This window comes from Cellulosimicrobium sp. ES-005, assembly GCF_040448685.1.
GTDB lineage: Bacteria > Actinomycetota > Actinomycetes > Actinomycetales > Cellulomonadaceae > Cellulosimicrobium > Cellulosimicrobium cellulans_G.
Window position 1 is genome coordinate 3,772,677 of the sequence record NZ_CP159290.1, and the last position, 21,935, is coordinate 3,794,611.

19 protein-coding genes are annotated in these 21,935 nt (G+C 76.2%); 10 read left to right on the plus strand and 9 right to left on the minus strand.

The features are described from left to right. Positions 1–2 precede the first annotated feature (2 nt). A complete protein-coding gene (locus tag ABRQ22_RS16855) occupies positions 3–2,267 on the minus strand; it encodes an RNA degradosome polyphosphate kinase (protein WP_353707553.1) in 2,265 nt (754 codons plus the stop codon). 43 nt (positions 2,268–2,310) lie between these two features. Beyond that, positions 2,311–3,330: a mycothiol synthase gene (mshD, locus tag ABRQ22_RS16860; RefSeq protein ID WP_353707554.1), complete on the minus strand. Its 1,020-nt coding sequence runs from the start codon at positions 3,328–3,330 to the stop codon at positions 2,311–2,313. Between the two features lie 254 nt (positions 3,331–3,584). Between mshD and ABRQ22_RS16865 the strand changes: the two genes are divergently transcribed. Together ABRQ22_RS16865 and ABRQ22_RS16870 are read left to right on the plus strand one after the other, a co-directional pair. Further along, a complete protein-coding gene (locus tag ABRQ22_RS16865) occupies positions 3,585–4,715 on the plus strand; it encodes an FAD-dependent oxidoreductase (RefSeq protein ID WP_353707555.1) in 1,131 nt (376 codons plus the stop codon). A gap of 40 nt (positions 4,716–4,755) precedes the next feature. Continuing rightward, on the plus strand, positions 4,756–6,117 hold the full coding sequence (locus tag ABRQ22_RS16870) for an MFS transporter (RefSeq protein ID WP_353707556.1): 1,362 nt from the start codon (positions 4,756–4,758) through the stop codon (positions 6,115–6,117). Between the two features lie 116 nt (positions 6,118–6,233). On the opposite strand, the gene ABRQ22_RS16875 is transcribed toward ABRQ22_RS16870, so the two are convergent. The 5 genes from ABRQ22_RS16875 to ABRQ22_RS16895 all read right to left on the minus strand — a co-directional run bounded on the left by ABRQ22_RS16875 (position 6,234) and on the right by ABRQ22_RS16895 (position 13,130). After that, positions 6,234–7,205, minus strand: coding sequence for a pentapeptide repeat-containing protein (locus ABRQ22_RS16875; protein ID WP_353707557.1), 972 nt, complete (start codon positions 7,203–7,205; stop codon positions 6,234–6,236). A 153-nt stretch (positions 7,206–7,358) separates the two neighbouring features. Continuing rightward, positions 7,359–9,377: an acetate--CoA ligase gene (gene acs / locus ABRQ22_RS16880; protein ID WP_353707558.1), complete on the minus strand. Its 2,019-nt coding sequence runs from the start codon at positions 9,375–9,377 to the stop codon at positions 7,359–7,361. Positions 9,378–9,609: 232 nt separating this feature from the next. Beyond that, positions 9,610–10,446, minus strand: coding sequence for a TrmH family RNA methyltransferase (locus tag ABRQ22_RS16885; RefSeq protein ID WP_353707559.1), 837 nt, complete (start codon positions 10,444–10,446; stop codon positions 9,610–9,612). A 3-nt stretch (positions 10,447–10,449) separates the two neighbouring features. Further along, a complete protein-coding gene (locus ABRQ22_RS16890) occupies positions 10,450–11,937 on the minus strand; it encodes an NAD-dependent malic enzyme (protein WP_253055276.1) in 1,488 nt (495 codons plus the stop codon). 371 nt (positions 11,938–12,308) lie between these two features. Then, complete coding sequence (locus ABRQ22_RS16895; RefSeq protein ID WP_253055277.1) at positions 12,309–13,130, minus strand: HAD-IB family hydrolase; 822 nt, start codon at positions 13,128–13,130, stop codon at positions 12,309–12,311. Positions 13,131–13,248: 118 nt separating this feature from the next. Here ABRQ22_RS16895 and ABRQ22_RS16900 point away from each other — a divergent pair, with 118 nt between their 5' ends. The 4 genes from ABRQ22_RS16900 (at position 13,249) to ABRQ22_RS16915 (ending at position 16,523) form a co-directional block, all read left to right on the plus strand. Beyond that, positions 13,249–13,989 (plus strand): pilus assembly protein FlpE, encoded by a 741-nt coding sequence (locus tag ABRQ22_RS16900; protein WP_253055278.1) that lies wholly within the window; start codon positions 13,249–13,251, stop codon positions 13,987–13,989. A gap of 98 nt (positions 13,990–14,087) precedes the next feature. Further along, positions 14,088–15,251, plus strand: a complete 1,164-nt coding sequence (locus tag ABRQ22_RS16905) for a TadA family conjugal transfer-associated ATPase (RefSeq protein ID WP_353709568.1) — start codon at positions 14,088–14,090, stop codon at positions 15,249–15,251. A 154-nt stretch (positions 15,252–15,405) separates the two neighbouring features. Next, positions 15,406–15,909 carry a hypothetical protein gene (locus tag ABRQ22_RS16910; protein WP_353707560.1) on the plus strand — a complete coding sequence of 168 codons (504 nt, stop codon included), beginning with the start codon at positions 15,406–15,408 and terminating at the stop codon, positions 15,907–15,909. Continuing rightward, positions 15,906–16,523: a type II secretion system F family protein gene (locus ABRQ22_RS16915; RefSeq protein WP_353707561.1), complete on the plus strand. Its 618-nt coding sequence runs from the start codon at positions 15,906–15,908 to the stop codon at positions 16,521–16,523. Before ABRQ22_RS16910 ends, ABRQ22_RS16915 begins: the two co-directional genes overlap by 4 nt. Positions 16,524–16,601: 78 nt before the next feature. On the opposite strand, the gene ABRQ22_RS16920 is transcribed toward ABRQ22_RS16915, so the two are convergent. Further along, positions 16,602–17,006, minus strand: a complete 405-nt coding sequence (locus ABRQ22_RS16920) for a hypothetical protein (protein ID WP_353707562.1) — start codon at positions 17,004–17,006, stop codon at positions 16,602–16,604. 151 nt (positions 17,007–17,157) lie between these two features. Here ABRQ22_RS16920 and ABRQ22_RS16925 point away from each other — a divergent pair, with 151 nt between their 5' ends. The 3 genes from ABRQ22_RS16925 (at position 17,158) to ABRQ22_RS16935 (ending at position 18,359) form a co-directional block, all read left to right on the plus strand. Further along, a complete protein-coding gene (locus ABRQ22_RS16925) occupies positions 17,158–17,364 on the plus strand; it encodes a DUF4244 domain-containing protein (RefSeq protein ID WP_308202353.1) in 207 nt (68 codons plus the stop codon). 237 nt (positions 17,365–17,601) lie between these two features. Further along, on the plus strand, positions 17,602–17,895 hold the full coding sequence (locus ABRQ22_RS16930) for a TadE family type IV pilus minor pilin (RefSeq protein ID WP_253055331.1): 294 nt from the start codon (positions 17,602–17,604) through the stop codon (positions 17,893–17,895). After that, complete coding sequence (locus ABRQ22_RS16935) at positions 17,892–18,359, plus strand: Rv3654c family TadE-like protein (RefSeq protein ID WP_353707563.1); 468 nt, start codon at positions 17,892–17,894, stop codon at positions 18,357–18,359. The genes ABRQ22_RS16930 and ABRQ22_RS16935 overlap by 4 nt, the downstream gene beginning before the upstream one ends. A gap of 191 nt (positions 18,360–18,550) precedes the next feature. Here ABRQ22_RS16935 and ABRQ22_RS16940 read toward each other — a convergent pair whose 3' ends face one another. Beyond that, on the minus strand, positions 18,551–21,127 hold the full coding sequence (locus ABRQ22_RS16940) for a DEAD/DEAH box helicase (RefSeq protein ID WP_353707564.1): 2,577 nt from the start codon (positions 21,125–21,127) through the stop codon (positions 18,551–18,553). Between the two features lie 104 nt (positions 21,128–21,231). Between ABRQ22_RS16940 and ABRQ22_RS16945 the strand changes: the two genes are divergently transcribed. After that, positions 21,232–21,879, plus strand: a complete 648-nt coding sequence (locus ABRQ22_RS16945; protein WP_353707565.1) for an SRPBCC family protein — start codon at positions 21,232–21,234, stop codon at positions 21,877–21,879. Positions 21,880–21,935: the final 56 nt, after the last annotated feature.

Genomic DNA, 21,935 nt, shown 5'->3' on the forward strand with positions numbered 1-21,935 from the left:
CGCTACCGCCTCCCGACGAGCCGGCGGCGCTGTCGCTGCACGAGGCTCGCCTGGAGGTCGACGAGGGGCGTGCCGTCGGGTCCGGACTCCGGCCGGTGCCACGTGCCGTCGGCGTCGAGGTGCCACGACGCGGTGCGCTCGGACATCGACGCGTCGAGCAGGTCGAGCAGCTCGATGACCTGGTCGGGGTCCGTGATGCGCACGAGCGCCTCGACGCGGCGGTCGAGGTTGCGGTGCATGAGGTCGGCCGACCCGATGAACACCTCGGGCCCGCTGTCCGGGCCCTCGCCGATCGCGGGGCCCGCGGAGTTCGCGAACGCGTAGATGCGCGAGTGCTCGAGGAAGCGGCCGAGGATCGAGCGCACCCGGATGTTCTCGCTCAGGCCGGGGACGCCGGGACGCACGGCGCAGATGCCCCGCACGACGAGGTCGACCTTCACGCCCGCCTGCGACGCGCGGTAGAGCGCGTCGAGCGTCGTCTCGTCGACCACGGAGTTGACCTTGATCTTGACCCACGCCTCGTGGCCCTCGCGCGCGGCGGTCGCCTCGCGGTCGATCCGCTCGACGAGGCCGGAGCGGACGGTGCGCGGCGCGACGAGCAGGCGGTGGAACCGCGACTGCGGCGCGTACCCGGAGAGCTGGTTGAACAGGCGCGTGAGGTCCTGCCCGACGTCGGGGTCGCACGTGAGCAGGCCGTGGTCGGTGTAGAGGCGCGCCGTCTTCGGGTGGTAGTTCCCGGTGCCGACGTGGCAGTAGCGGCGCAGGCCGTCCGACTCCTGGCGCACGACGAGCGAGAGCTTGCAGTGCGTCTTGAGCCCGACGATCCCGTACACGACGTGCACGCCCGCCTGCTCGAGCTTGCGCGCCCAGGAGATGTTGGCCTGCTCGTCGAACCGGGCCTTGATCTCGACGAGCGCGAGCACCTGCTTGCCCGCCTCGGCGGCGTCGATGAGCGCGTCGACGATCGGCGAGTCGCCCGACGTCCGGTACAGGGTCTGCTTGATCGCGAGCACCGCCGGGTCGGCCGCCGCCTGCTCGAGGAACGTCTGCACCGACGTCGAGAACGAGTCGTAGGGGTGGTGCAGCAGCACGTCGCGCTCGCGGATCGCGGCGAACACGTCCGTGGGCGAGGCGCTCTCGACCTCCGCGAGGAGCCGGTGCGTCGTGGGGACGAACGGCGGGAAGTGCAGGTCCGCGCGGTCGAGGTCGGCGATGAGGTTGAGGCCCGTGAGGTCGAGCGGCTCGGGGATCTCGTACACCTCCTCCTCGACGACGCCCAGCTCGCGCACGAGCAGCGCCCGGATGCGCGGGCTGATCCCGGGCGTGAGCTCGAGCCGCACGGGCGGGCCGAACCGCCGGCGCAGGAGCTCCTTCTCCATCGCCTGGAGCAGGTTCTCGGCGTCGTCCTCCTCGACCTCCACGTCCTCGTTGCGCGTGACGCGGAACAGGTGGTGCTCGCGCACCTCCATGCCGGGGAAGAGGTGGTCGAGGTGCTGGGCGATGACCTCCTCGATGGGCACGAACGACGTCGGCCCGCGGTCCGGGGCGGCGGTCTGCGACGTCGGCGCGCTCGGGCGCCCGCGCGCGTCCACCGCGATGAACCGCGGCAGCAGCGGCGGCACCTTGACCCGGGCGAAGTGCTCCTTGCCCGTGGTCGGGTTCGCCACGACGACCGCGAGGTTGAGCGACAGCCCCGAGATGTACGGGAAGGGGTGCGCCGGGTCGACGGCGAGCGGCGTGAGCACCGGGAAGATCTGCTTGCGGAAGAACTTGTGCAGGCGCTCCTGCTCGCGGGTCTCGAGCTCGTCCCAGTGCACGAGCGTGATGCCCTCCGCCGCGAGCGCGGGCTGGACCTCGTCGGCGAAGACGCGCGCGTGCCGCGCCATGAGGTCGTGCGCGCGCTCGCTGATTGCGTCGAGCACCTGGCGCGGCGACAGCCCGGACGCCGCGGTGACCGCGATGCCCGTCGCCATGCGGCGCTTGAGGCCCGCCACGCGGACCATGAAGAACTCGTCCAGGTTCGACGCGAAGATCGCCAGGAACCGCACGCGCTCCAGGAGCGGCTGGCTCGGGTCCTCCGCGAGCTCCAGCACGCGCTGGTTGAACGCGAGCCAGCTCAGCTCGCGGTCGGCGAACCGGTCGTCGGGCAGCGGACCGAGGTCGAGCTCCGTGCCGACCGGCTCGATCTCCGGCTCCTCCGCGATGTGCTCGGCGATGTGCGCGGCCAGGTCCGGGTCGAGCGTGCGCTGCGTGGACGTGTCGGTCATGGGTTCATGGTGGCACCAGTTGGTGAACGGTGCGTGACACGCGTCACCGCGCGGTCGGGTGCGCGTACTGCACGTGCACGGCGCGCCGCGTGAAGCCCGCGCGCTCGTACGTGCGGACGGCGGGCACGTTGTCGCCGTCCACGTAGAGGACCGCGGTCGTGGCGGCCCGGTCGGCGAGGTGCGCGAGCCCGACGGCGGTCAGCAGCCGGCCGAGCCCCTCGCCCTGGGCGGTCGGGACGACCCCGACGACGTAGATCTCGCCCTCGCGGGCGCCGTCGGGCTGGCCGGTCGGGATCTTGGTCCAGACGAACCCGACGAGCTCGGGCGCCCCGTCGCCGGGCGCCGGGTCGCGCTCGAGGAGCAGGAGCCCGGCCGCGTCGAACCAGTCCTCGCGCATCCGGGCGCGCAGGTCGTCGACCGTGAGCCGGCCCTGCTCCGGGTGGTGCGCGAAGGCGAGCGCGTTCGCCCGGACCCACGCGTCGTCGTCGTCCCCCGGCACGAACGCGCGCAGCCGGAGGCCGTCGGGGACGGCGGGGCGCTCCTGCGGCCCGGCGAGCGGCCGTTCGAGGACCAGCAGCTCGCGCACGACGGCGTAGCCCGCCCGCGCGGCCAGGCCGCGGGCCGCGGGGAGGTCGCCGTGGGCCCACACCCGCAGCGGGGGGCGCGGCGCGCGGGCGGGCTCGCCGTCGGTCTCCGCGCCGGGGTGCGGCTGCCCGTCGTGGTCGGCGCCCCGGTCGCTCGGCCGCGGCTCGGCAGCGCGGTCCGCGGCGCTGCCGAGCAGGTGGAACCCGAGCCCGTGCCGGCGGTGCGCGGGGGCGACGACGAGCTCCGCGCTCGGTGCGTCGCCACGCTTGTCCACCTGTGCGTAGCCCGCGAGCTCGCCCGCGCGCCACGTGAGGAGGTGCACGACGTCGTCGGTCGCCTCGCGCAGGTTGAGCAGCGGCTGCTCGGAGAGGGGGGCGACGCCGTCCGCGCTCTCGGCCGCGGCGGCGAGCTCGTGGACCTGCGTGATCTCGACGTCGTCGATGAGCGGCCCGGTGTGCCAGAGGATCGCGGTCTCCACCGCCCCATCTTGCCCCCGGCGCCCGCGACCGGCCGAACCCGGCCCGCGCCGTGCCGAACCCGACGTTGCCCGTCGTCGAGCACGACATGGAGGTCGCCATCGGCTCGATAACGCCCCTCATGTCGTGTTCGGCACATTGCTGGGTGGCGGGGAAGGTTCGGCTGGGCCGGGTCGTTGAGGGGGGCGTGAGCCAGGTGACGGATGTGCGGGACGCGGTGGGCCCGGGCGCTGAAGGTGCCGGTGGCCCTGGCGCCGTGCGCGACGTCGTGGTCGTCGGGGCCGGGCAGGCGGGGCTCTCCGCCGCGTACCACCTGCGGCGCGCCGGGCTCGACCCGCTCGTGCTCGACGGCGGTCGTGGCCCCGGGGGCGCGTGGCAGGAGCGCTGGGACTCGCTCACGATGGCGGAGACGCACGCCGTGCACGACCTCCCGGGCGTCCCCCTCCCGGCGGGCGACCCCGCGGAGCGCGCGAACGTCGCCGTGCCGCGCTACTACGCGGCGTACGAGCGCGAGAACGACCTGCGCGTCGTGCGCCCGGTCACGGTCGACGACGTGTCCCAGGACCCCGACGACCCTGCCCTGCTGCGTGTCCGCGCGACGGTCGGCACCGGGCCGGACGCGCGCGGGCTCACCGTGCGGACGCGCACCCTCGTCAACGCGACGGGCACGTGGACCCGGCCGTTCTGGCCCCGCTACCCGGGCATGGAGACGTTCCGCGGCCGCCAGCTCCACACGCACGACTTCCGGTCCGCCGCGGACTTCGCCGGGCAGCACGTCGTGGTCGTGGGCGGCGGGGCGTCGGCGACCCAGCTCCTGCTCCAGATCGCCCCGCACGCGTCCGGCACCACGTGGGTCACGCGCCGCGAGCCGGTGTGGGTCGAGGAGGAGTTCTCGCCCGAGCTCGGTCGCGCCGCGGTCGCGCGCGTCGCCGAGCGGACGTCCGCGGGCCTGCCGCCGGGGAGCGTCGTCTCCGTCACCGGCCTCCCGCTCTCCCCGCGCTACCGCGCGGGGATCGCGAGCGGGGTGCTGCGGCGCCGGCCCATGTTCGAGCGGGTCACGGCGTCGGGCGTCGAGTGGGCCGCGGGCGCGAACGACGACGGGCTGCTGTTCCAGCCCGCCGACGTCATCCTCTGGGCCACCGGGTTCCGCGCCGCGCTCGACCACCTCGCGCCGCTCGGCCTGCGCGCGCCCGGGGGCGGGATCGTCCTCGACGGCACGACGGCGGCCCGCGACCTCCGCGTGCAGCTCGTCGGGTACGGGCCCAGCGCGTCGACGATCGGCGCGAACAGGGCGGGTCGCGAGGCCGCGCGCGGGGTCCTCCGCGGTCTCGGGGCGAGCCCGCGGCGCGGCGACGCGGCAGGATCTCGGCGTCCCGTGGCGGCGTAAGGGCTCGTCAGGGCCGCTCGCCGGGACCTACCGTGCTCCGGTGAGCACCGAGCAGCCCGCCCCCGAACCGGCGACCCCGCCCTCCGACGTCGGTTCCGACGTCCCCGTCCTCCCGACGCAGCGTCGCACCCTGACGACCCTCGCCGCGACGCAGGTGCTCTCGGGCGTGGGCGTCGCGAGCGGGATCGCGGTCGCGCCGCTCGTCGCGTCCGCGCTCTCGGGGTCGGACGCGATCGCGGGCCTCACCTCGACGTCGGGCGTCGTCGGTGCCGCCCTCGTCGCGCTGCCGCTCGCGCACGTCGCCGGACAGCGCGGTCGGCGGCCGTCACTGCTCCTCGGGTTCGGCGTCGCGACCGGCGGAGCGGTCCTCGCGACCGTCGCCGTGCTCGTGGGATCTTGGCCGCTGCTCGTCGTGGCCATGCTCCTCTTCGGGTCGGGGACGGCGGCCGGCCTCGCGTCGCGCTTCGCGGCGACCGACCTCGCGACGCCCCAGCGGCGGGCGCGCGACCTCTCCGTGGTGGTGTGGGCGACGACGGTCGGCTCCGTCGTCGGTCCGACCCTCGCCGGGCTCGCGGACCGCGTCGCGGGACCCGGCCTGCGCCTCGGCGACGCGCACGCGCAGCACGGCTCGACGGCGCCCAGCGCGGCGCCGTTCGTCCTCGCCGCGGTCGCGTTCGCGCTGGCGGCCGTCGTCGTCGTGGTCTGGCTGCGGCCGGACCCGCTGCTCGCGTCGCGCGCGACGGCCGACGCGGGCCCGGGTGCGGCGCCGGGGGCCGGACCGGGCGACGGCAAGGGCTCGTCGTGGCGCGACGGCCTGCGCGCCGGGTGGGCCGTCGTGTCGGCCAGCCCGACGGCGCGCCTCGCTCTCGGCGCGATCGTCCTCAGCCACCTCGTCATGGTCGGGCTCATGTCCATGACGCCCGTCCACATGAACCACGGCGGGGCGACGCTCCAGGTCGTCGGGCTCGTCATCAGCGCGCACATCGCGGGCATGTACGCCCTGAGCCCGGTCGTGGGGTGGCTCGCGGACCGGGTCGGGCACGCGCGCGTCCTCTACGTCGGGGGCGCGCTGCTCCTCGCGGCCGCGGTCGTCGTCGCGGGCGCGCCGGGGGAGGACTCCGCGCGGCTCACGGTCGGCCTCGTGCTCCTGGGGCTCGGCTGGTCGTGCGGGCTCGTCGCCGGGTCGGCGCTGCTCGTCGACGCGACGCCCGGGCCGTCGCGCACGTCCGTGCAGGGCCTCTCCGACCTCGCGATGAACGCGGGCGGCGCCGTCGGCGGCATCCTCGCCGGGGCGATCATCGGGTTCTCGTCGTACGGCGCGCTCGCCTGGGGCGCGGCGGCCCTCGTCGCCGTGTGCGCGGTGCTCGCGGCCCCGCTCGCACGGCGGGCCACCCTGCGCTGACGGCGGTCGAGCCGACTGCGTCCGAGCTGACGCCGCCGAGATCGGCGCTCCCGGTCCAGATCGGCAGTCGCGGCTGCCGATCTCGGCAGGCAGTGCCGACGTCGCGGTGGGCCCGGTCAGGGCAGGAGCGTGGCGGGGAGGGTCGTGCGCTCGTCACGGCGGACAGCGCCGGCCTGCGCCGGGGTGAGGAAGAGCGCACGCGCGAGGTCGGCGCCGCGCGCGTCGGCGCCGCGCAGGTCCGCTCCCAGGAGGTCGACGGCGTCCAGCCGGGAGCCGCGCAGGTCGGCGCCCAGCAGCAGCGCGCCCCGGAGGTCGGACCCGGTGAGGTCGAGCCCGCGCAGGTCGGCGCCGACGAGGTCCGCGCCGGGTCGCAGGCGGCGTCGCACACCGGCGCCCGGCACCCGGTGCCCGACGGCGGCGGGTGGCGCCGCCGCCGGGCCGTGCCCCTCGGTGCGGCCTCGGCTGCGGGCGGACCGGGACCCGGCACCGGCCGCGCCCGGAGGACGGCGGGACGTGCCGTGCCGGGCGGCGTCGCGGACGAGCACGCTCGCGCGGTCGACGAGCGGCCCGACGTCGCGGCGGACGGCGCCGACGTCGAGCGCGAGGAGGTCCGCCGGGGCGAGGTCCGCGAGGGGTGCCGTCCGGTCGAGGGCCCGGCGCGCGTCGTCGTGCACGGGTGCCGCGGCGGGGAGCGACAGCACCTCGGCGAGGTACCAGAGCAGCTCCTGGAGCTGCGTGACGACGGGGAGCGCCGCGAACGCGTCGCGCGCGGCGGCCGGGTCGTCGCGCCAGGTCGCGCCGTCGTGCGCGGACCGGACGGACGCGGTCACGCGCTGGCCGGCCCCGAGGCAGTCGTACGCGACGCAGCCGGGGAACCCGGACTCGCGGAGCCGGGCGTGGATGCCGCAGCCGAAGTCGTCGCGCAGGTGGGGGCAGGGGTCGCCCGCGGGCTTGTCGATCGCGAAGTCGGCGGAGCGCACGAGGTGGAGCCCGACGCAGCACAGGCCGGTGCAGCGCGAGCAGTCGCTGCGCAGGCCGAGCTGCTCGACCAGGAGGGAACGACCGTCGGCCGCGGGAACGGGGATCACCTCCCGACGCTACGCCGTCCGCGGGCCCTCGGGCACGGCCATATCGACGGCGGGTGCCCGCCCACCGAGCACGACCCTGCCCGCGCGCGAGAACGGGGTCGGTGTCGTTCTCGCGCGGAGAACGACACCGACCCCGTGGTCGGCGCAGGCCGGTCAGTCCTCGGACGACGACGGCTTCTGCAGGCCCGCCGAGATGAGGTCCATCACCGACGAGTCGGCGAGGGTCGTCGCGTCGCCGACGGTGCGGTTCTCCGCGACGTCGCGCAGCAGGCGGCGCATGATCTTGCCGGACCGGGTCTTGGGCAGCTCCGGCACGACGAGGATGCGCTTCGGCTTGGCGATCGGGCCGATCTCCTTCGCCACGTGGTTGCGCAGCTCGGTCTGCACGGCGGCCGCGCCGTCGGCGTCGGACGCCCGGCCGGCGTGCTCGCCGCGGAGGATGACGAACGCGACGACGGCCTGGCCCGTGAGGTCGTCGCTCGCGCCCACGACCGCGGCCTCCGCGACGATCTCGTGCGAGACGAGCGCCGACTCGATCTCCGTGGTGGAGAGGCGGTGGCCCGAGACGTTCATGACGTCGTCGACGCGGCCGAGGAGCCAGATGTCGCCGTCCTCGTCCTTCTTGGCGCCGTCGCCCGCGAAGTAGATCCCCGGGAAGCGCGACCAGTACGTGTCCGTGAAGCGCTCGAGGTCGCCCCAGATGCCGCGCAGCATGGAGGGCCACGGCTCGGACAGCACGAGGTACCCGCCGCCGCCGTTCGGCACGGAGTGCGCCTCGTCGTCGACGACGTCCGCGACGATGCCCGGGAGCGGCACCTGGGCGGAGCCCGGCTTGGCGGCCGTGACGCCCGGCAGGGGCGAGATCATGATCGCGCCGGTCTCCGTCTGCCACCACGTGTCGACGATGGGCGTGCGGTCGCCGCCGATGACGCGGCGGTACCACATCCACGCCTCGGGGTTGATGGGCTCGCCCACCGACCCGAGCACGCGCAGCGACGACAGGTCGAACTTCGCGGGGATCTCCTCGCCCCACTTCATGCACGCGCGGATCGCCGTCGGCGCGGTGTAGAGGATCGAGACCTTGTACTTCTCCACGATCTCCCACCAGCGCCCCTGGTGCGGGGAGTCCGGGGTGCCCTCGTAGATCACCTGGGTCGCGCCGTTGAGCAGCGGGCCGTAGACCACGTAGGAGTGGCCGGTGACCCAGCCGATGTCGGCCGTGCACCAGTAGACGTCGCTCTCGGCCTTGAGGTCGAAGACGTTGCGGTGCGTGTACGCGGACTGCGTGAGGTAGCCGCCGGTCGTGTGGAGGATGCCCTTGGGCTTCCCGGTCGTGCCGGACGTGTAGAGGATGAACAGCGGGTGCTCGGCCTCGACCCAGACCGGCGTGTGGGTCGTGTCGGCCGACTCGAGCGCGTCGTGCCACCACACGTCGCGGCCCTCGGTCCACGCGGTGTCCTGGCCGGTGCGGCGCACGACGAGCACGTGCTCGACCGTCGTCGGCTCGGCGCCCTCCTTCGGCGCGAGCGCCTCGTCGACCGCGGGCTTGAGCGCGGAGGCGGCGCCGCGGCGGTAGCCGCCGTCGGCCGTGATGACGAGCTTCGCCTCCGCGTCGGCGATGCGGCTGCGCAGCGCGTCCGCCGAGAACCCGCCGAACACGACCGAGTGCGGCGCACCGATCCGCGCGCACGCGAGCATGGCGACGACCGCCTCGACGATCATCGGCAGGTAGATGACGACCCGGTCGCCCGTCTCGACGCCGAGCGCGGCGAGCGCGTTGGCCGCGCGCGACACGTCGCGCTGCAGCTCGGCGTACGTCACGGTGCGGGTGTCGCCCGGCTCGCCCTCGAAGTGGATCGCGACCCGGTCGCCCAGACCCGCCTCGACGTGGCGGTCGACCGCGTTGTACGCGGCGTTGAGCGTGCCGTCGGCGAACCAGCGCGCGACGGGCGCCTGCGACCAGTCGAGCGTCTCGGTGAAGGGCGTCCGCCAGGTGACGAGGTCGTTCGCCTGCCGTGCCCAGAACGCGAGCCGGTCGGCCTGCGCCTCCTCGTAGAGCTCGGGCTTCGCGTTCGCCTGCGCGGCGAACTCCGGGCTCGGCGGGAAGCTCCGGGTCTCGTGGAGGAGGTTCTCCAACCCGGGCTGGGCGGTGGTGGACTCGTTCTCTGGCACGCTGACCTCCGGTGCGCATCGACTCTGGTGCGGCGCCCGTGCGTGGGCCGCCGAGGAAGCGGCGGCGGGGCGCAGGGCGGTCGGACGCCCACGACGGTGGGCCCCGACCTTGGGGAGTCTAGACCCGTTGTCGTGAGCGCGGTCACAGGAGTCCATCATTCGGCGGGACCGCTCGCAAATGCCCGCCGGCGGTCGTCGGCGGCATGGCAGAGGCTGCTCCGCCGTGGCGGCGTCAGCGGGACCGGCGCTGCCGGACGGCCTCGTACAGCACGACCGTCGTCGCGCTCGCGGCGTTGAGCGAGCTCGCCGAGCCGAGCATCGGGATGCTCACCATGACGTCGCACGCCTCGCGCCACCCGGCGCTGAGGCCGGTCGTCTCGTTGCCGGTGAGGACGAGCGTCGGGCCGGTGAGGTCGTGGTCCGCGAGTTCGACGTCGCCGTCCTCGTCCGTCCCGAGCAGGGTCAGGGGAACCCCGGCGGAGCGCTGCGCGGCGACCCAGTCGAGGACGTCGCGCCCCGCGGGGACGCGCACGGTCGGCACGGAGAAGATCGAGCCCGTGCTGGCGCGCACGGCGCGCGGGTCGTACGGGTCCGCGGCGTGCCCCGCGACGACCAGCCCGCCGCCCCCGAACGCGTCGAGCGAGCGTGCGACGGTCCCGACGTTGCCCGGGCTCGTGGGGCGGTCGAGCACGACGCCGAGGAACGCGGTGCCCTCGTCCCCGGCGGCACGGCCGCCGACGGCGATCCGCCCCAGGTCGTCGGGCGGCGTCGCGACGACGGCGAGCAGCTCCGGCGCGTCGTCGTCCTTGCCCCCGAGCTCGCGCATGAGCTCCGACGACACCGCGAACCGCCGGGTCCGGACGCGGTCGAGCATCGCGTGCGCCCAGCTCGACAGCGACCGGTCCGCGTCGACGAGCCAGGTCCGCACGGTCCAGCCCGACTCGACGGCGAGCGTGATCGGCCGCACGCCCTGGACGACCATCTCGCCCGCGCGGTGCCGCTTGGTGCGGTTGGTGAGCAGCGCCTCCCACTGCTGGAACGCGGCGTTGCGGGTGGTGACGCGCTGCACGGGTCAGGCCTCCGGGGTGGTCGTGGTCGGCGCGGCCGACGGAGATGCCGGCACGGGCGCGACGCGCGGGAGCCCGCCGGTGAGCGCGGCGGGCTCGGTCGCGTCCGCCGCGCGCGCTGCGCGCTCGACGGCCGCGGCGACGAGCGACGTCACCTCGGGGTTGAACACGCTCGGGATGATGTAGGTCGGGTTGAGCTGGTCCTCGTGGATCGCGGACGCCAGGGCGCGCGCGGCCGCGAGCAGCATGCCGTCGGTGATGCGGTGCGACTGCGCGTCGAGGAGGCCGCGGAACACGCCCGGGAACGCGAGGACGTTGTTGATTTGGTTCGCGAAGTCGGAGCGCCCGGTGCCGACGATCGCCGCGTGCCTCGCCGCGTCGACCGGGTCCACCTCGGGGCGCGGGTTCGCCATCGCGAAGACGATCGCGCCGGGCGCCATGCGCGCGACGTCGTCGCCCGTGAGGACGTCGGGCGCGGACACGCCGATGAAGACGTCTGCGTCGACGACGGCCTCGCGCAGCGTCCCCGTGACGTGGCGCGGGTTGGTGTTGACGGCGGTCCAGGCGAGCGACGGCGACAGTCCCGGCCGCGCGGGGTGGACGACACCCTCGATGTCGGCGACGACGACGTCGTGCGCGCCCGCGGCGAGCAGGAGCTTGAGCACCGCGGTCCCGGCGGCACCGGCGCCCGACAGCACGATGCGCACGTCCGGCAGGTCCTTGCCCACGACCTTCAGCGCGTTCGTCAGCGCCGCGAGCGCGACGATCGCCGTGCCGTGCTGGTCGTCGTGGAACACGGGGATGTCGAGCTCGGCGCGCAGCCGGGCCTCGATCTCGAAGCAGCGCGGCGCCGAGATGTCCTCGAGGTTGATGCCCGCGAACACGGGCGCGATGGCCTTGACGGTGCGCACGATCTCGTCGACGTCGGTCGTGTCGAGCGCGATGGGGAACGCGTCGATGTCCGCGAACCGCTTGAACAGCGCGGCCTTGCCCTCCATGACGGGCAGCGAGGCGAGCGGGCCGATGTCGCCCAGCCCGAGCACGGCCGAGCCGTCGGTCACCACGGCGATGGTGTTGCGCTTGATCGTGAGGCGGCGCGCGTCCTCGGGCTTGGCCGCGATGGCCTCGCACACGCGCGCGACGCCGGGCGTGTAGATCATCGACAGGTCGTCGCGGTTGCGGATCGGCACCTTGGACTCGATCTGCAGCTTGCCGCCCAGGTGCAGCAGGAACGTGCGGTCCGAGACGCGGTCCACGACGACGCCCGGCAGCGCGCGCAGCGCCTCGACGATCTGCCCGGCGTGCTCCTCGCCGCGCGTCGCGACCGTGACGTCGACCGTGATGCGCTCGTGGCCCGAGGCCGTGACGTCGAGGGCGGAGACGATCCCGCCGGTGTGCTCGATCGCCGTCGTCAGCTCGCTCACGGCGGTGGGGCGCGCCTCGACCTGGAGCCGGACGGTGATGGAGGAGGAGACACTCGGCGCTGACGTCATGGGCTCCAGTATCGCGCGGCGACCGCGCGCCCGGCACGACGACGGCGCCCCCTCAGGAGCGCCGTCCCGCCAGCACCGCGGCGGCTATCAGGCGTGCAACCGTGTCCGCTGCAACGGCGCGAGGTGGCCGTCGTGGCCGGGTCTCGTCCGGTCAGCGAGTCCCTACGTGGACTTCCTGCGCGTGGGTACCGCCGAGATGCTGTTGTCCCTCCATCACAGCCCGGGCGACCGACGAGCGCAACCGCTCCGCGGGGACTTCCACACCGTGTTCTACGGGCGTTCGAACAGCCCGGAGCGGTTGGTCCGGGAGGTCCGGATCGGGCCCTTCGGCGGGCGGCGGGAGTCGTCTCGTGATCCCGGCCGCACCCCGTTCAGCCGCGGCGGCGACGGCGCAGCGCGCGCCACGCGACCCACGCCACCACGCCGAGCGCGACGACCCCCGCCACGGCGAGGACCGGCGTCGACCCCGAGAGGTGCGACCGCAGCGCGACCGGCTTCGAGAACGTCAGCGCACCCCAGCCGTGCTCGGCGGCGAGCCGGCGCAGCGTCCGGTCGGGGTTGACGACGAACGCGTGCCCGACCGCGCCCAGCATCGGCGCGTCGGTCACCGAGTCGGAGTAGGCGTAGCTCGCCTCCAGGTCGTACCCCTCGTGCGCGGCGAGCTCGCGGATCGCGACGGCCTTGTTCTCGCCGTACGCGTAGAAGTCGATCGCGCCCGTGTACCGGCCGTCCTCGACCGCCATGCGCGACGAGATCGCGTGGTCGGCGCCCAGCACCGCGGCGATGGGCTCGACGACCTCGCTCCCGGAGGCGGACACGATGACGACGTCGTGCCCGTGCTCGTGGTGGGACTCGATGAGCTCGACCGCCTCCGCGTAGACGACGGGGTCGATGTGCTCGTGCAGCGTCTCCTCGACGATGCGCGACACCGTGGCGACGTCCCATCCGGTCACGAGGCTCGACAGGTGCGCGCGCATGCGCTCGGTCTGGTCCGCGTCGGCTCCGCCCACCATGAACAGGAAGTGCGCGTAGGCGCTGCGCAGCACGTCCCCGCGGTTGATGAGCCCGCCGGCGAAGAACGGCCGGGAGAACGCCGCGGCCGACGACGTCGCGATGATCGTCTTGTCGAGGTCGAAGAACGCGGCGACCCGGCCGGTGCGGGGCGGGTCCGTCGGGTCCGGGAGCGGGGTCACGGTCGCGAGCCTAGCCGCGGAACGTGGCCGTCCACAGGAGCGCTCGCCGGGGCGCCCGTCCACAGGTCGCGGTTCCGCCCCGACGCCATCCGCCCGGTCACGGCAGGGTGGGTCGCCGGTGGACGGGCGGGGGGAGGACGCGATGGGCGGGGCGGTCGTGGCGGTGGTGGGAGCGCGCGGCGGCGCGGGCGCGAGCGTGGTCGCGTCCGCGCTCGCCCGCGCGGTGGCGCGACGTCGCGCACCCACGTGCCTGGTCGACCTCGCGCTCGTGGGCGGTGGGCTCGACGTGCTCCTCGGCATCGAGCAGGACCCGGGCGTGCGCTGGCCCGACCTGGCCGACGCGCGCGGCCGGCTCGACGGCGAGGACCTCCTCGCGCGCCTGCCGCGGTGGGGCACGGTCCCGGTCGTCAGCACCGAGCGCGGCGGCGGCCCGGAGCCCGCGGCGCTCGCGGACGTCGTGGCGGCGCTCGCCGAGGTCACGTCCGGCCGGTCGGGGGTGCTCGTGCTCGACGTCGACCGTGCCGCGCTCGGGCCTGGTGGTGCCGGCGGGGAGCTGCTCAGGGCGTGCGACGAGGTGCTGGTCGTGACGCCGCTCGACGTGGCCGGGGTCGCGGGCGCTGCGGCGGTGCGCGACCGGGTCCCCGGCCCGGCGGCGCTCGTCCTGCGCCGACCGGCTCCGGGGCGGTTGTCCGGCGGGGAGGTCGCGGACGCCGTCGGGCTCGGGGTCGCCGCGGCGGTCGGCTGGGACCGGGGGCTCGCCGCGGCGATCGAGCGCGGCCAGGGCCCGTGCGTCGGGCGCGGGCCGGTCGTGCGCGCGGGACGCGACCTCGCGGCGCGGTACGCGGGGAGCCTCGGGTGAGCGGGCGCGACCCGAGGCCGGGACGCTCGGAACGGGGGCGCGGCCCGCTGCTGGACGGCGTCCGGGACCGCCTCGTGCGGGCCGGCGCGGAGGCCGGCCTGGGCTCGGCGGGGCCCGACGACGCGGCCGTCGCCGACGCGCTGCGGGCGTCCGGGCGCGTGCTCGGCACGACCGCCCTGCGGGAGCTGACGCGCACGGCGCACGCGGAGATCTTCGGCGCCGGACCGCTCCAGCGCTACCTCGACGAGCCCGGGGTGACCGACGTGCTCGTCAACGGGCCCGACGAGGTCTGGGTCGACCGCGGCGCCGGGCTCGAACGCGTCGTCGTCCCGCTCGGAGGGCCGGAGGCCGTGCGATCGCTGGCCGTGCGGCTCGCCGCCGCGGGCGGGCAGCGACTCGACGACGCCTCGCCCGTGGTCGACGCCCGGCTGCCCGACGGGACGCGCCTCCATGCGGTGGTGGCTCCGGTGTGCGGGGCCGGGGCCGTGATCTCGCTGCGCGTGCTGCGGACGCGGACGTTCGGCCTGGCCGACCTCGTCGCGTCCGGCACGGTCCCGCACGCCTGGGAGCCGGTCCTGCGCCGGCTCGTCGCGGCGCGCGCGAGTGTGCTCGTCTCCGGCGGGACCGGGACCGGCAAGACGACGCTGCTCGCCGCGCTGCTCGCGCTCGTCCCGCCCGACGAGCGCATCGTCTGCGTCGAGGAGGCGCGCGAGCTCGACCCGGACCACCCGCACGTCGTCCCGCTCACGGCACGCCGGGCGAACGTCGAGGGCGCGGGCGGCGTCGACCTCGCCGACCTCGTGCGCGCCGCGCTGCGGATGCGCCCCGACCGCATCGTGCTGGGCGAGTGCCGCGGCGCGGAGGTGCGCGAGGTGCTCATGGCGCTCAACACCGGCCACGAGGGCGGGCTGGCGACCATCCACGCGAACGACGTCGAGGTGATCCCCGCGCGCCTGGAGGCGCTGGCGGCCCTCGCGGGGATGGACCGCGCCGCCGTGGTGGCGCAGGCCGCCGGTGGGCTCGACGTGGTGCTGCACCTGCGTCGGCTGCGCGCGGGCGGCACGACCCGGCGCGTGCTCGCCCAGATCGGCGTCGTGCGGAGCGACGAGCGGGATGGTCTGCGCGTGGACCTCGCGGGGTCGTGGGACGGCGCTCCGGTGCTTCCGGAGGGGCCGGACCGGGCCGACAGGTCGCCGGCCGATGGCACGGGGCCCGTCGCCGGCCCCGCGTGGGACGAGCTCCTGGCGCGGTGGTGCGCGTGAGGTTCAGGTGACGGGCCTCGTCGGTGCGCTCGTCGGCGCCGCGGTCTGGTGCGCCGTAGCACGAGGCGGACGCCCGGCCCGCAGCGTCGTCGGCCGGTCCTCGCCGCGGACGGGGCGACCGGTGTTCCTGCGGCGCAGGTCCCGGGTGCGGGCCGTGCCGGAGCTCGTGCGCGTCGTCGTGACGCAGGTCGGGTCGCTCCTGCGGTCCGGGGCCGCGCCCGGCGCGGCGTGGGAGCGGGCGCTCGGGGTGCGGGTCGACGCCGCGGGCGTCCCCCGCGTCGTCGACCTCGCGCCGCACGTGGGCGGGCTCCCCACGGCGCGGGCCCTCGTGGCGGCGTGCCGGCTCGCGGTCGAGGTGGGCGCACCGCTGGCCCCGGTGCTCGACGAGGTCGCGGCCTCGGTGGCGGCGGACGCCGAGGCCCGCGCCGAGCGGGACGCCGCGCTCGCCGGGCCGCGGGCGACCGCGCGCGTGCTCCTGTGGCTCCCGGCGGTGGGCGTCCTGCTGGGCTACGTCCTCGGGGCCGACCCGCTCGGCACCGCGACCGACGGCGGCATCGGGTCCGTCGGGGTGCTCCTCGGGCTCGTGCTCCTGCTCGCGGGGCGCACCTGGTCCGGGCGGCTCGTCGAGCGGGCGCGCGCCGCGGGGGAGGACCGGTGACCGCGCTCCTGGTGACGGCGTGGGTCCTGGTGGCGACCGCGCCGTGGTGGGCGGCGCGGGCGGCCGTCGTGCGGCGGGCCGTCGCGGTGTCGCGACAGCCGGAGAGCACCGCAGGCAGCCCCGGCGGGGCGACGGGCGAGGCGGAGCGGGAGGGACGGGGCGGAGGTCGAGGGCGACCGGACGACGGACCCCTCGAGACGGGCGTGCTCCTCGAGCTCCTCGCGGCGGCGGTCCGCTCCGGCGCAGCCGTCCCGCGCGCGCTGGACGTGGTCGGGGTGTGCGTCGGCGGTCGGGAGGGCGCCGCCCTGCGAGCCGCGGGCGCGGCGCTCCTCCTCGGCGCGTCGTGGGACGCCGCCTGGGCCACGGCGCCACCGCGGCTCGAGGTCGTGCGGCGCGCGCTGCGTCCGGCCTGGCTGCACGGCGCGGCCCCCGCGCCCGCGCTGCGCGCCGCGGCGCAGGCGTCGCGCCAGGACCGGACCGCCGCCGCCAAGGCGGCCGCGGCGCGCCTCGCCGTGCACCTCGTCCTCCCGCTCGGCGCGTGCTTCCTCCCGGCGTTCGTGCTCGTCGGGCTCGTGCCCGTCCTCGTCTCGCTGGGGTCGGGCCTGCTGGGTTGACGGTGAGCGTCGACCTCCCCGGTGCACGGGCGGCACTCGGCTACCCGGGTGGCACTCGGCTACTCGGGTGGCACGCAGCTACACGGGTTGCTCTCTGCGTGCGACGCGGAGGCAAGTCGCCCCCACGCCCGCGATCCCGACGCCGCCCAGGACGAGAGCGGCCGTCGTGATGCCGGGGAGGGCCGCGCGCGACGTCCGCACCTCGCGGCCGTCGGGCAGGTGCCAGGCGCAGTCGACGCGGGCCGGCAGGACCGTGAACCGCCCCACCACGCGGTCGGTGTAGCCGTCGAACCCGGGCGGCGCCTGCTGCTCCAGCAGGCACGCGCTCGACGCGTCGTTCGCGTGCCGGTAGCGCACGACGGCGGTCGGGGCGAGCGCAGCGAGAACCGCGACGACGAGGCACAGGACGCCGCACACGAGGGTGACCAGGCTCGCGGGGTCGAGGCGTGCGGACCGCGCTGCACCCTCCGACGGTCGTGCCACGCCAGGATGCTGCGCGCGTGGGCGTCCACAGGCCCGGATCGAGACGGTCCCGTCCACCGTCCGGTGTCAGCGCCGTGCGGGAGCGCGCTCGTGTGCGGCACGGTGGCGCCGCACGCCCGTGACCACGGGCCACGAGAAGGGGGAAGCACCCATGGCAGGACAGGGACGGCGCGCGCTCGCGCGTCTGACGGGACAGAGCGCGGGACAGGACGGCGAGGCCGGTCTCGCGACCGCGGAGTACGCGATCGCGACCGTGGCGGCGGCGGGCTTCGCCGGGTTGCTCATCGTCGTGCTCAAGAGCGGCGAGGTGCGCGAGCTGCTGCTCGGCATCGTGCGCAGCGCGCTGTCGCTGGGCTGAGCCGTGCGACGGGACGCAGGCTCGGGCACCGGTGCGTGGCGCGCGCCCTGGCCGTGGGCGCTCCGCCCGCACGAGGTCGGCCCGCGCGAGGTCGGTTCGCCCGAGGTCCGCCCGCGCGAGGTCGGTTCGCACGAGGTCGGCCCGCCCGAGGTCGGCCCGCGCGAGGTCGGCCCGTGCAAGGTCCGGTCGCGCGACGGCCGGGAGCGTGGTGCGGTCACGGCGGAGCTCGCCGTCGCGCTGCCGGCGGTCGTCCTCGTCCTCGTCGTCGTCCTCACCCTCGCCGCGGCGGCGGGCGCGCAGATGCGCTCCGCCGACGCGGCGAGGGCCGCCGCCCGTGCCGCGGCCATCGGCGAGGACGACGCGACCGTGCGCGCGACGGCGCTCCGGGTGGCGGGGGACGACGCGACCGTCGGCGTGACGCGCGGGGACCCGTGGGTGGAGGTCCGCGTCACGACGCCCGTCGTCGGCGGCTGGCTCTCCGGGTCGCCGCTGCGCGCGAGCGGGGAGGCCGTCGCGTGGGTCGAGCCATGACCCCGGACCGGAGCGTCGTCGGGACCGGCGCGGCCGCGCGTGCGTGGCCGGGACGCCGCACCGGTCGCGGCCCGGCCCGGGCCGGGAACGGGCGGTACGACGGGGCGCCCGACACGGAGCGCGGCGCGGGCACGGTGCTCGTGCTCGGGATCGTCGCGGCCGTGCTCGTGCTGGCCCTCGGTCTGGCGGCGCTCGCGCACGCCCAGGCCGCCCGCGGAGCGGCGCAGACCGGCGCCGACCTCGCGGCGCTCGCAGCCGCCACGGCCGCTCGGGACGGCTGGGACCCGTGCGACCGCGCCCGTGAGGTCGCGGCCCGCAACGCGGTGTCGGTCACGGCGTGCGCAGACCAGGGCGGCGGGGTCGTGCGGGTGGATGTCACCACGACCGTCGGCGTCACCGTCCTCGGTGTCGCGCTCGGCCGGGCGAGCGCCGCCGCACGCGCAGGCCCGGCGACCGCACGATGACCGCGGTTCTCCCTCTCGCGACCACGGTTCTCCCTCGCGCGACCGCAGTTCTCCCTCGCGACCACAGTTCTCCTCGCGCGACCGCAGTTCTCCCTCGCGACCACAGTTCTCCTCGCGCAACCGCGGTTCTACCCTGCGCAACCACGGTTCTCCCTCGCGGCACCCAGGTTCTCTCCCGTGGGGCCCCGGTCCTAGCTCTTGCGGCCGGGCTCCTCGCTCGTGGAGGCGGGGCCGTCGCTCGTGCGGTCGAGATCCTCGCCCGCCGGGGCGTGGGCGAGGACGGCGTCGAGCAGGCGGACGGCGGCGGCCTTCTCGAGCGGGGCGTTGTACGACCCGCACTTCGGCGACTGCACGCACGCCGGGCAGCCGTCGTGGCAGGGGCAGCGCGCGATGGCGTCGCGCGTCGCGCGGAGCCAGGTCGCGCCGAGCTCGAACCCGCGCTCGGCGAAGCCGGCCCCGCCGGGGTAGGCGTCGTGCACGAACACGGTCGCCTCGCCGGTGTCCGCGTGCAGGGCGGTGGAGACGCCGCCGAGGTCCCAGCGGTCGCACGTGGCGAGGAGCGGGAGCAGGCCGATCGACGCGTGCTCGGCGGCGTGCAGCGCGCCGGGCAGCTCGTCGGCGTCGACCTCCGCCTCCTCGATCACCGACTGCGGGACGGTCCACCACACGGCCATCGTGGGGAGCGTGCGCTCGGGGAGGTCCAGGGTCTCGGTGCCGAGCACCTGCATGTCCGGGAGGCGGCGGCGCTGGAAGCTCACGACCTGCGAGCACACGTCGACCGGGCCGTACCCCCAGCCGACGGGCCCCCAGCTCCGCTCGACGACCTCCCGCCCGGCGGCGACGTCCCCGTCCGCGGGCTCGTCGACGATCGTGATGGACGTCGCCGACCGCGACCACGTCCCGTGGTCGACGTCCTGGCGGCGCACGAGCGCGACGTGGTCGGCCAGGTCGAGGTGCTCGACGACGTAGGTGCGGCCCTGGTGGACGTACACCGCGCCGTCGTGCACGGACCCGTCCGCGGACGCGGCGTCGACCGTGCCGAGCAGCCGGCCGGTGCGCGCCTCGGCGACCCGCACGGGCGTGCCGCCCGAGCCGCGCAGGTCCGTCATACCGGACGCGGGCTGCGCGTGCGTCCAGTACCACCCGGACGCGCGACGGCGCAGCGCGCCGCGGGCGACGAGCACGTCGAGGAGACCGCGCACGGCGTCGGGGTCGCCGAAGGCCGCGAGGTCCTCGGAGCGCAGCGGGTTCTCGGCCGCTGCCGCACACAGGTGGGGCGCGAGGACGTACGGGTTGGCGGGGTCGAACACGGTCGCCTCGAGCGGGGCGTCGAACACGGCCTCGGGGTGGTGCACGAGGAACGTGTCGAGCGGGTCCTCCCGTGCGACGAACGCGACGAGGCCGTCCGCGCCCGCGCGCCCGGCGCGGCCCGCCTGCTGCCACACGGACATGCGGGTGCCCGGCCAGCCCGCGATGAGGACGGCGTCGAGGCCGGAGATGTCGACGCCGAGCTCGAGCGCGTTGGTCGTCGCGAGGCCCAGGACGTCGCCCGTGCGCACGGCGTCCTCGAGCTCGCGCCGCTCCTCGGGCAGGTACCCGCCCCGGTAGGCGGCGACGCGCCGCACGAGCCGCGGGTCGACGACGCGCACGCTGTCCTGCGTCTGGACCGCGACCGACTCCGCCCCGCGGCGCGAGCGCGTGAACGCGAGCGTGCGCGCGCCCGCGATGACGAGGTCCGCGAGCAGGTCCGCGACCTCGGCCGTCGCGCTGCGCCGCGGGTGCTCGGCTGCGGCGTCCACGGCCGTCGGGACCGTCGGGTCGTCGTCGTGGTGCCCCTCGGCGGGACCGGCGTCGGTGGCCGCGTCGAAGCCCACGACGACGGGCGGCTCCCACAGCGCGAACGTCTTGCGCCCCGCGGGCGACGTGTCCTGCGCGACCGTCACGACGTCGTCGGGCTCGACGCCCACGAGGCGTGCGGCGCTCGTCGCAGGGTCGGCGGTCGTGGCCGACGCGACGACGAACGTCGGCGGCCGGTCGCCCTCGCGCGCGTAGTGCGCGGCGAGGCGCCGCAGCCGCCGCAGGACGAGCGAGACGTGGGCGCCGAACACCCCGCGGTAGGCGTGGCCCTCGTCCACGACGACGTACCGGAGGTCACGCAGGAGCCGGGACCAGCCGCGATGGTTCGGCAGGAGCGCGAAGTGCAGGAAGTCCGGGTTGGTGAGCACGACGTCGGCGTGCTCGCGGACCCAGCGCCGCTCGTCCTGCCCGGTGTCGCCGTCGCACGTCGCGACCCGCACGTCGCGCGTCCCGGCGGCGTCGAGCAGCCGCTGGAGCCCCGAGAGCTGGTCGGCGGCGAGCGCCTTGGTGGGCGAGAGGTAGAGCACGGCGCCGCGTCGGGCGACCGACTCGATGCGGCCGGGGTCGAGGAGGCGCGCGGCGGCGTCGGCCCGGACCGAGGAGAGGGCGGGGAGCCAGAACGCGAGCGACTTGCCGGAGCCCGTCGAGGTGGCGAGCGCGACGTGCCGGCCCGACCACGCGGCGTCGGCCGCCGCGACCTGGTGCTCCCACGGGCGGTCGACGCCGAGCGCGCGGTAGCCCGCGACGAGCGACGCGTCGGCCCACGCCGGCCACTCGGCCTGGGTGCCGGCCCGCGCGGGCAGCTCGCGCACGTGCAGCAGCCGTTCGTCGCGTCGCCCGCCCGCGCGCAGCACGTCGAGCAGGGCCGCGCTCGTCGGTCGCAGGGAGGTGGGGGAGGGGGCGTGCGGCACGCCTCCGAGTCTCCCACCTCCGGCCCATCCTTCGGCCCGACGGCGGCCGTGCGCGGGACCTCCGGCCCTCGCGCGGCGCGCACCGCGCGGCCGAGGATCGACGCATGGGAGCGGTGCGCGGGGTCCGGGTCGTGGCGACGACGGCGCTGGCCGTCGGGGCGCTCCTGCTCACCCGGCGCATGACCCAGACGTGGGGCACGTGGGAGGGCGAGCACGAGTGCGTGCTCCCGGGCGACGACCTCGTGCCCGACGCGCGTGCCGTCGTCGCGACGCGGGCGGTCACGGTCGACGCTCCGCCGTCGCAGGTCTGGCCGTGGATCGTGCAGCTCGGCCAGGGCCGCGGGGGCTTCTACTCCTACGACGCGCTCGAGAACCTCGTGGGGCTGGGCATCCGGAGCGCGGACGCGATCGAGGAGCGCTGGCAGGGGCTGGCGGTCGGCGACGACGTCCACCTCGCCGACGAGGTCGCCCTGCGCGTCGCGCTCCTGGAGCCGGGCTCGCACCTCGTGCTGCGCGGCGCCCCCGGGCCGGGCCAGCCGGACACGATGCCGTTCCGGTTCTCGTGGGCGTTCGTCGTCCGCCCGCTCCCGCCGGCGGTGGACGGCACACCGAGGTCGCGCCTGCTGGTCCGCGAGCGCTACGTCCCGGTCGGTGCCGCAGGCAGAGCCACGGTCGAGGCGCTCCAGCCGGTGAGCTTCCTCATGACGCAGAAGATGCTGCGCGGCATCCGCGCCCGCGCCGACCGCGGCTGACGCGGAACGAGCCACTCGCCGCCCCCGCCCCCGCTAACGCGGGGACTGCCGACGCG

Bases quoted from the DNA above. Each gene is read 5' to 3' on its own strand.
- ABRQ22_RS16855 (WP_353707553.1), bottom strand. From the start codon at position 2,267: ATGACCGACACGTCCACGCAGCGCACGCTCGACCCGGACCTGGCCGCG.
- ABRQ22_RS16890 (WP_253055276.1), bottom strand. From the start codon at position 11,937: ATGACGTCAGCGCCGAGTGTCTCCTCCTCCATCACCGTCCGGCTCCAG.
- ABRQ22_RS16925 (WP_308202353.1), top strand. From the start codon at position 17,158: ATGGCAGGACAGGGACGGCGCGCGCTCGCGCGTCTGACGGGACAGAGC.
- ABRQ22_RS16935 (WP_353707563.1), top strand. From the start codon at position 17,892: ATGACCCCGGACCGGAGCGTCGTCGGGACCGGCGCGGCCGCGCGTGCG.
- ABRQ22_RS16945 (WP_353707565.1), top strand. From the start codon at position 21,232: ATGGGAGCGGTGCGCGGGGTCCGGGTCGTGGCGACGACGGCGCTGGCC.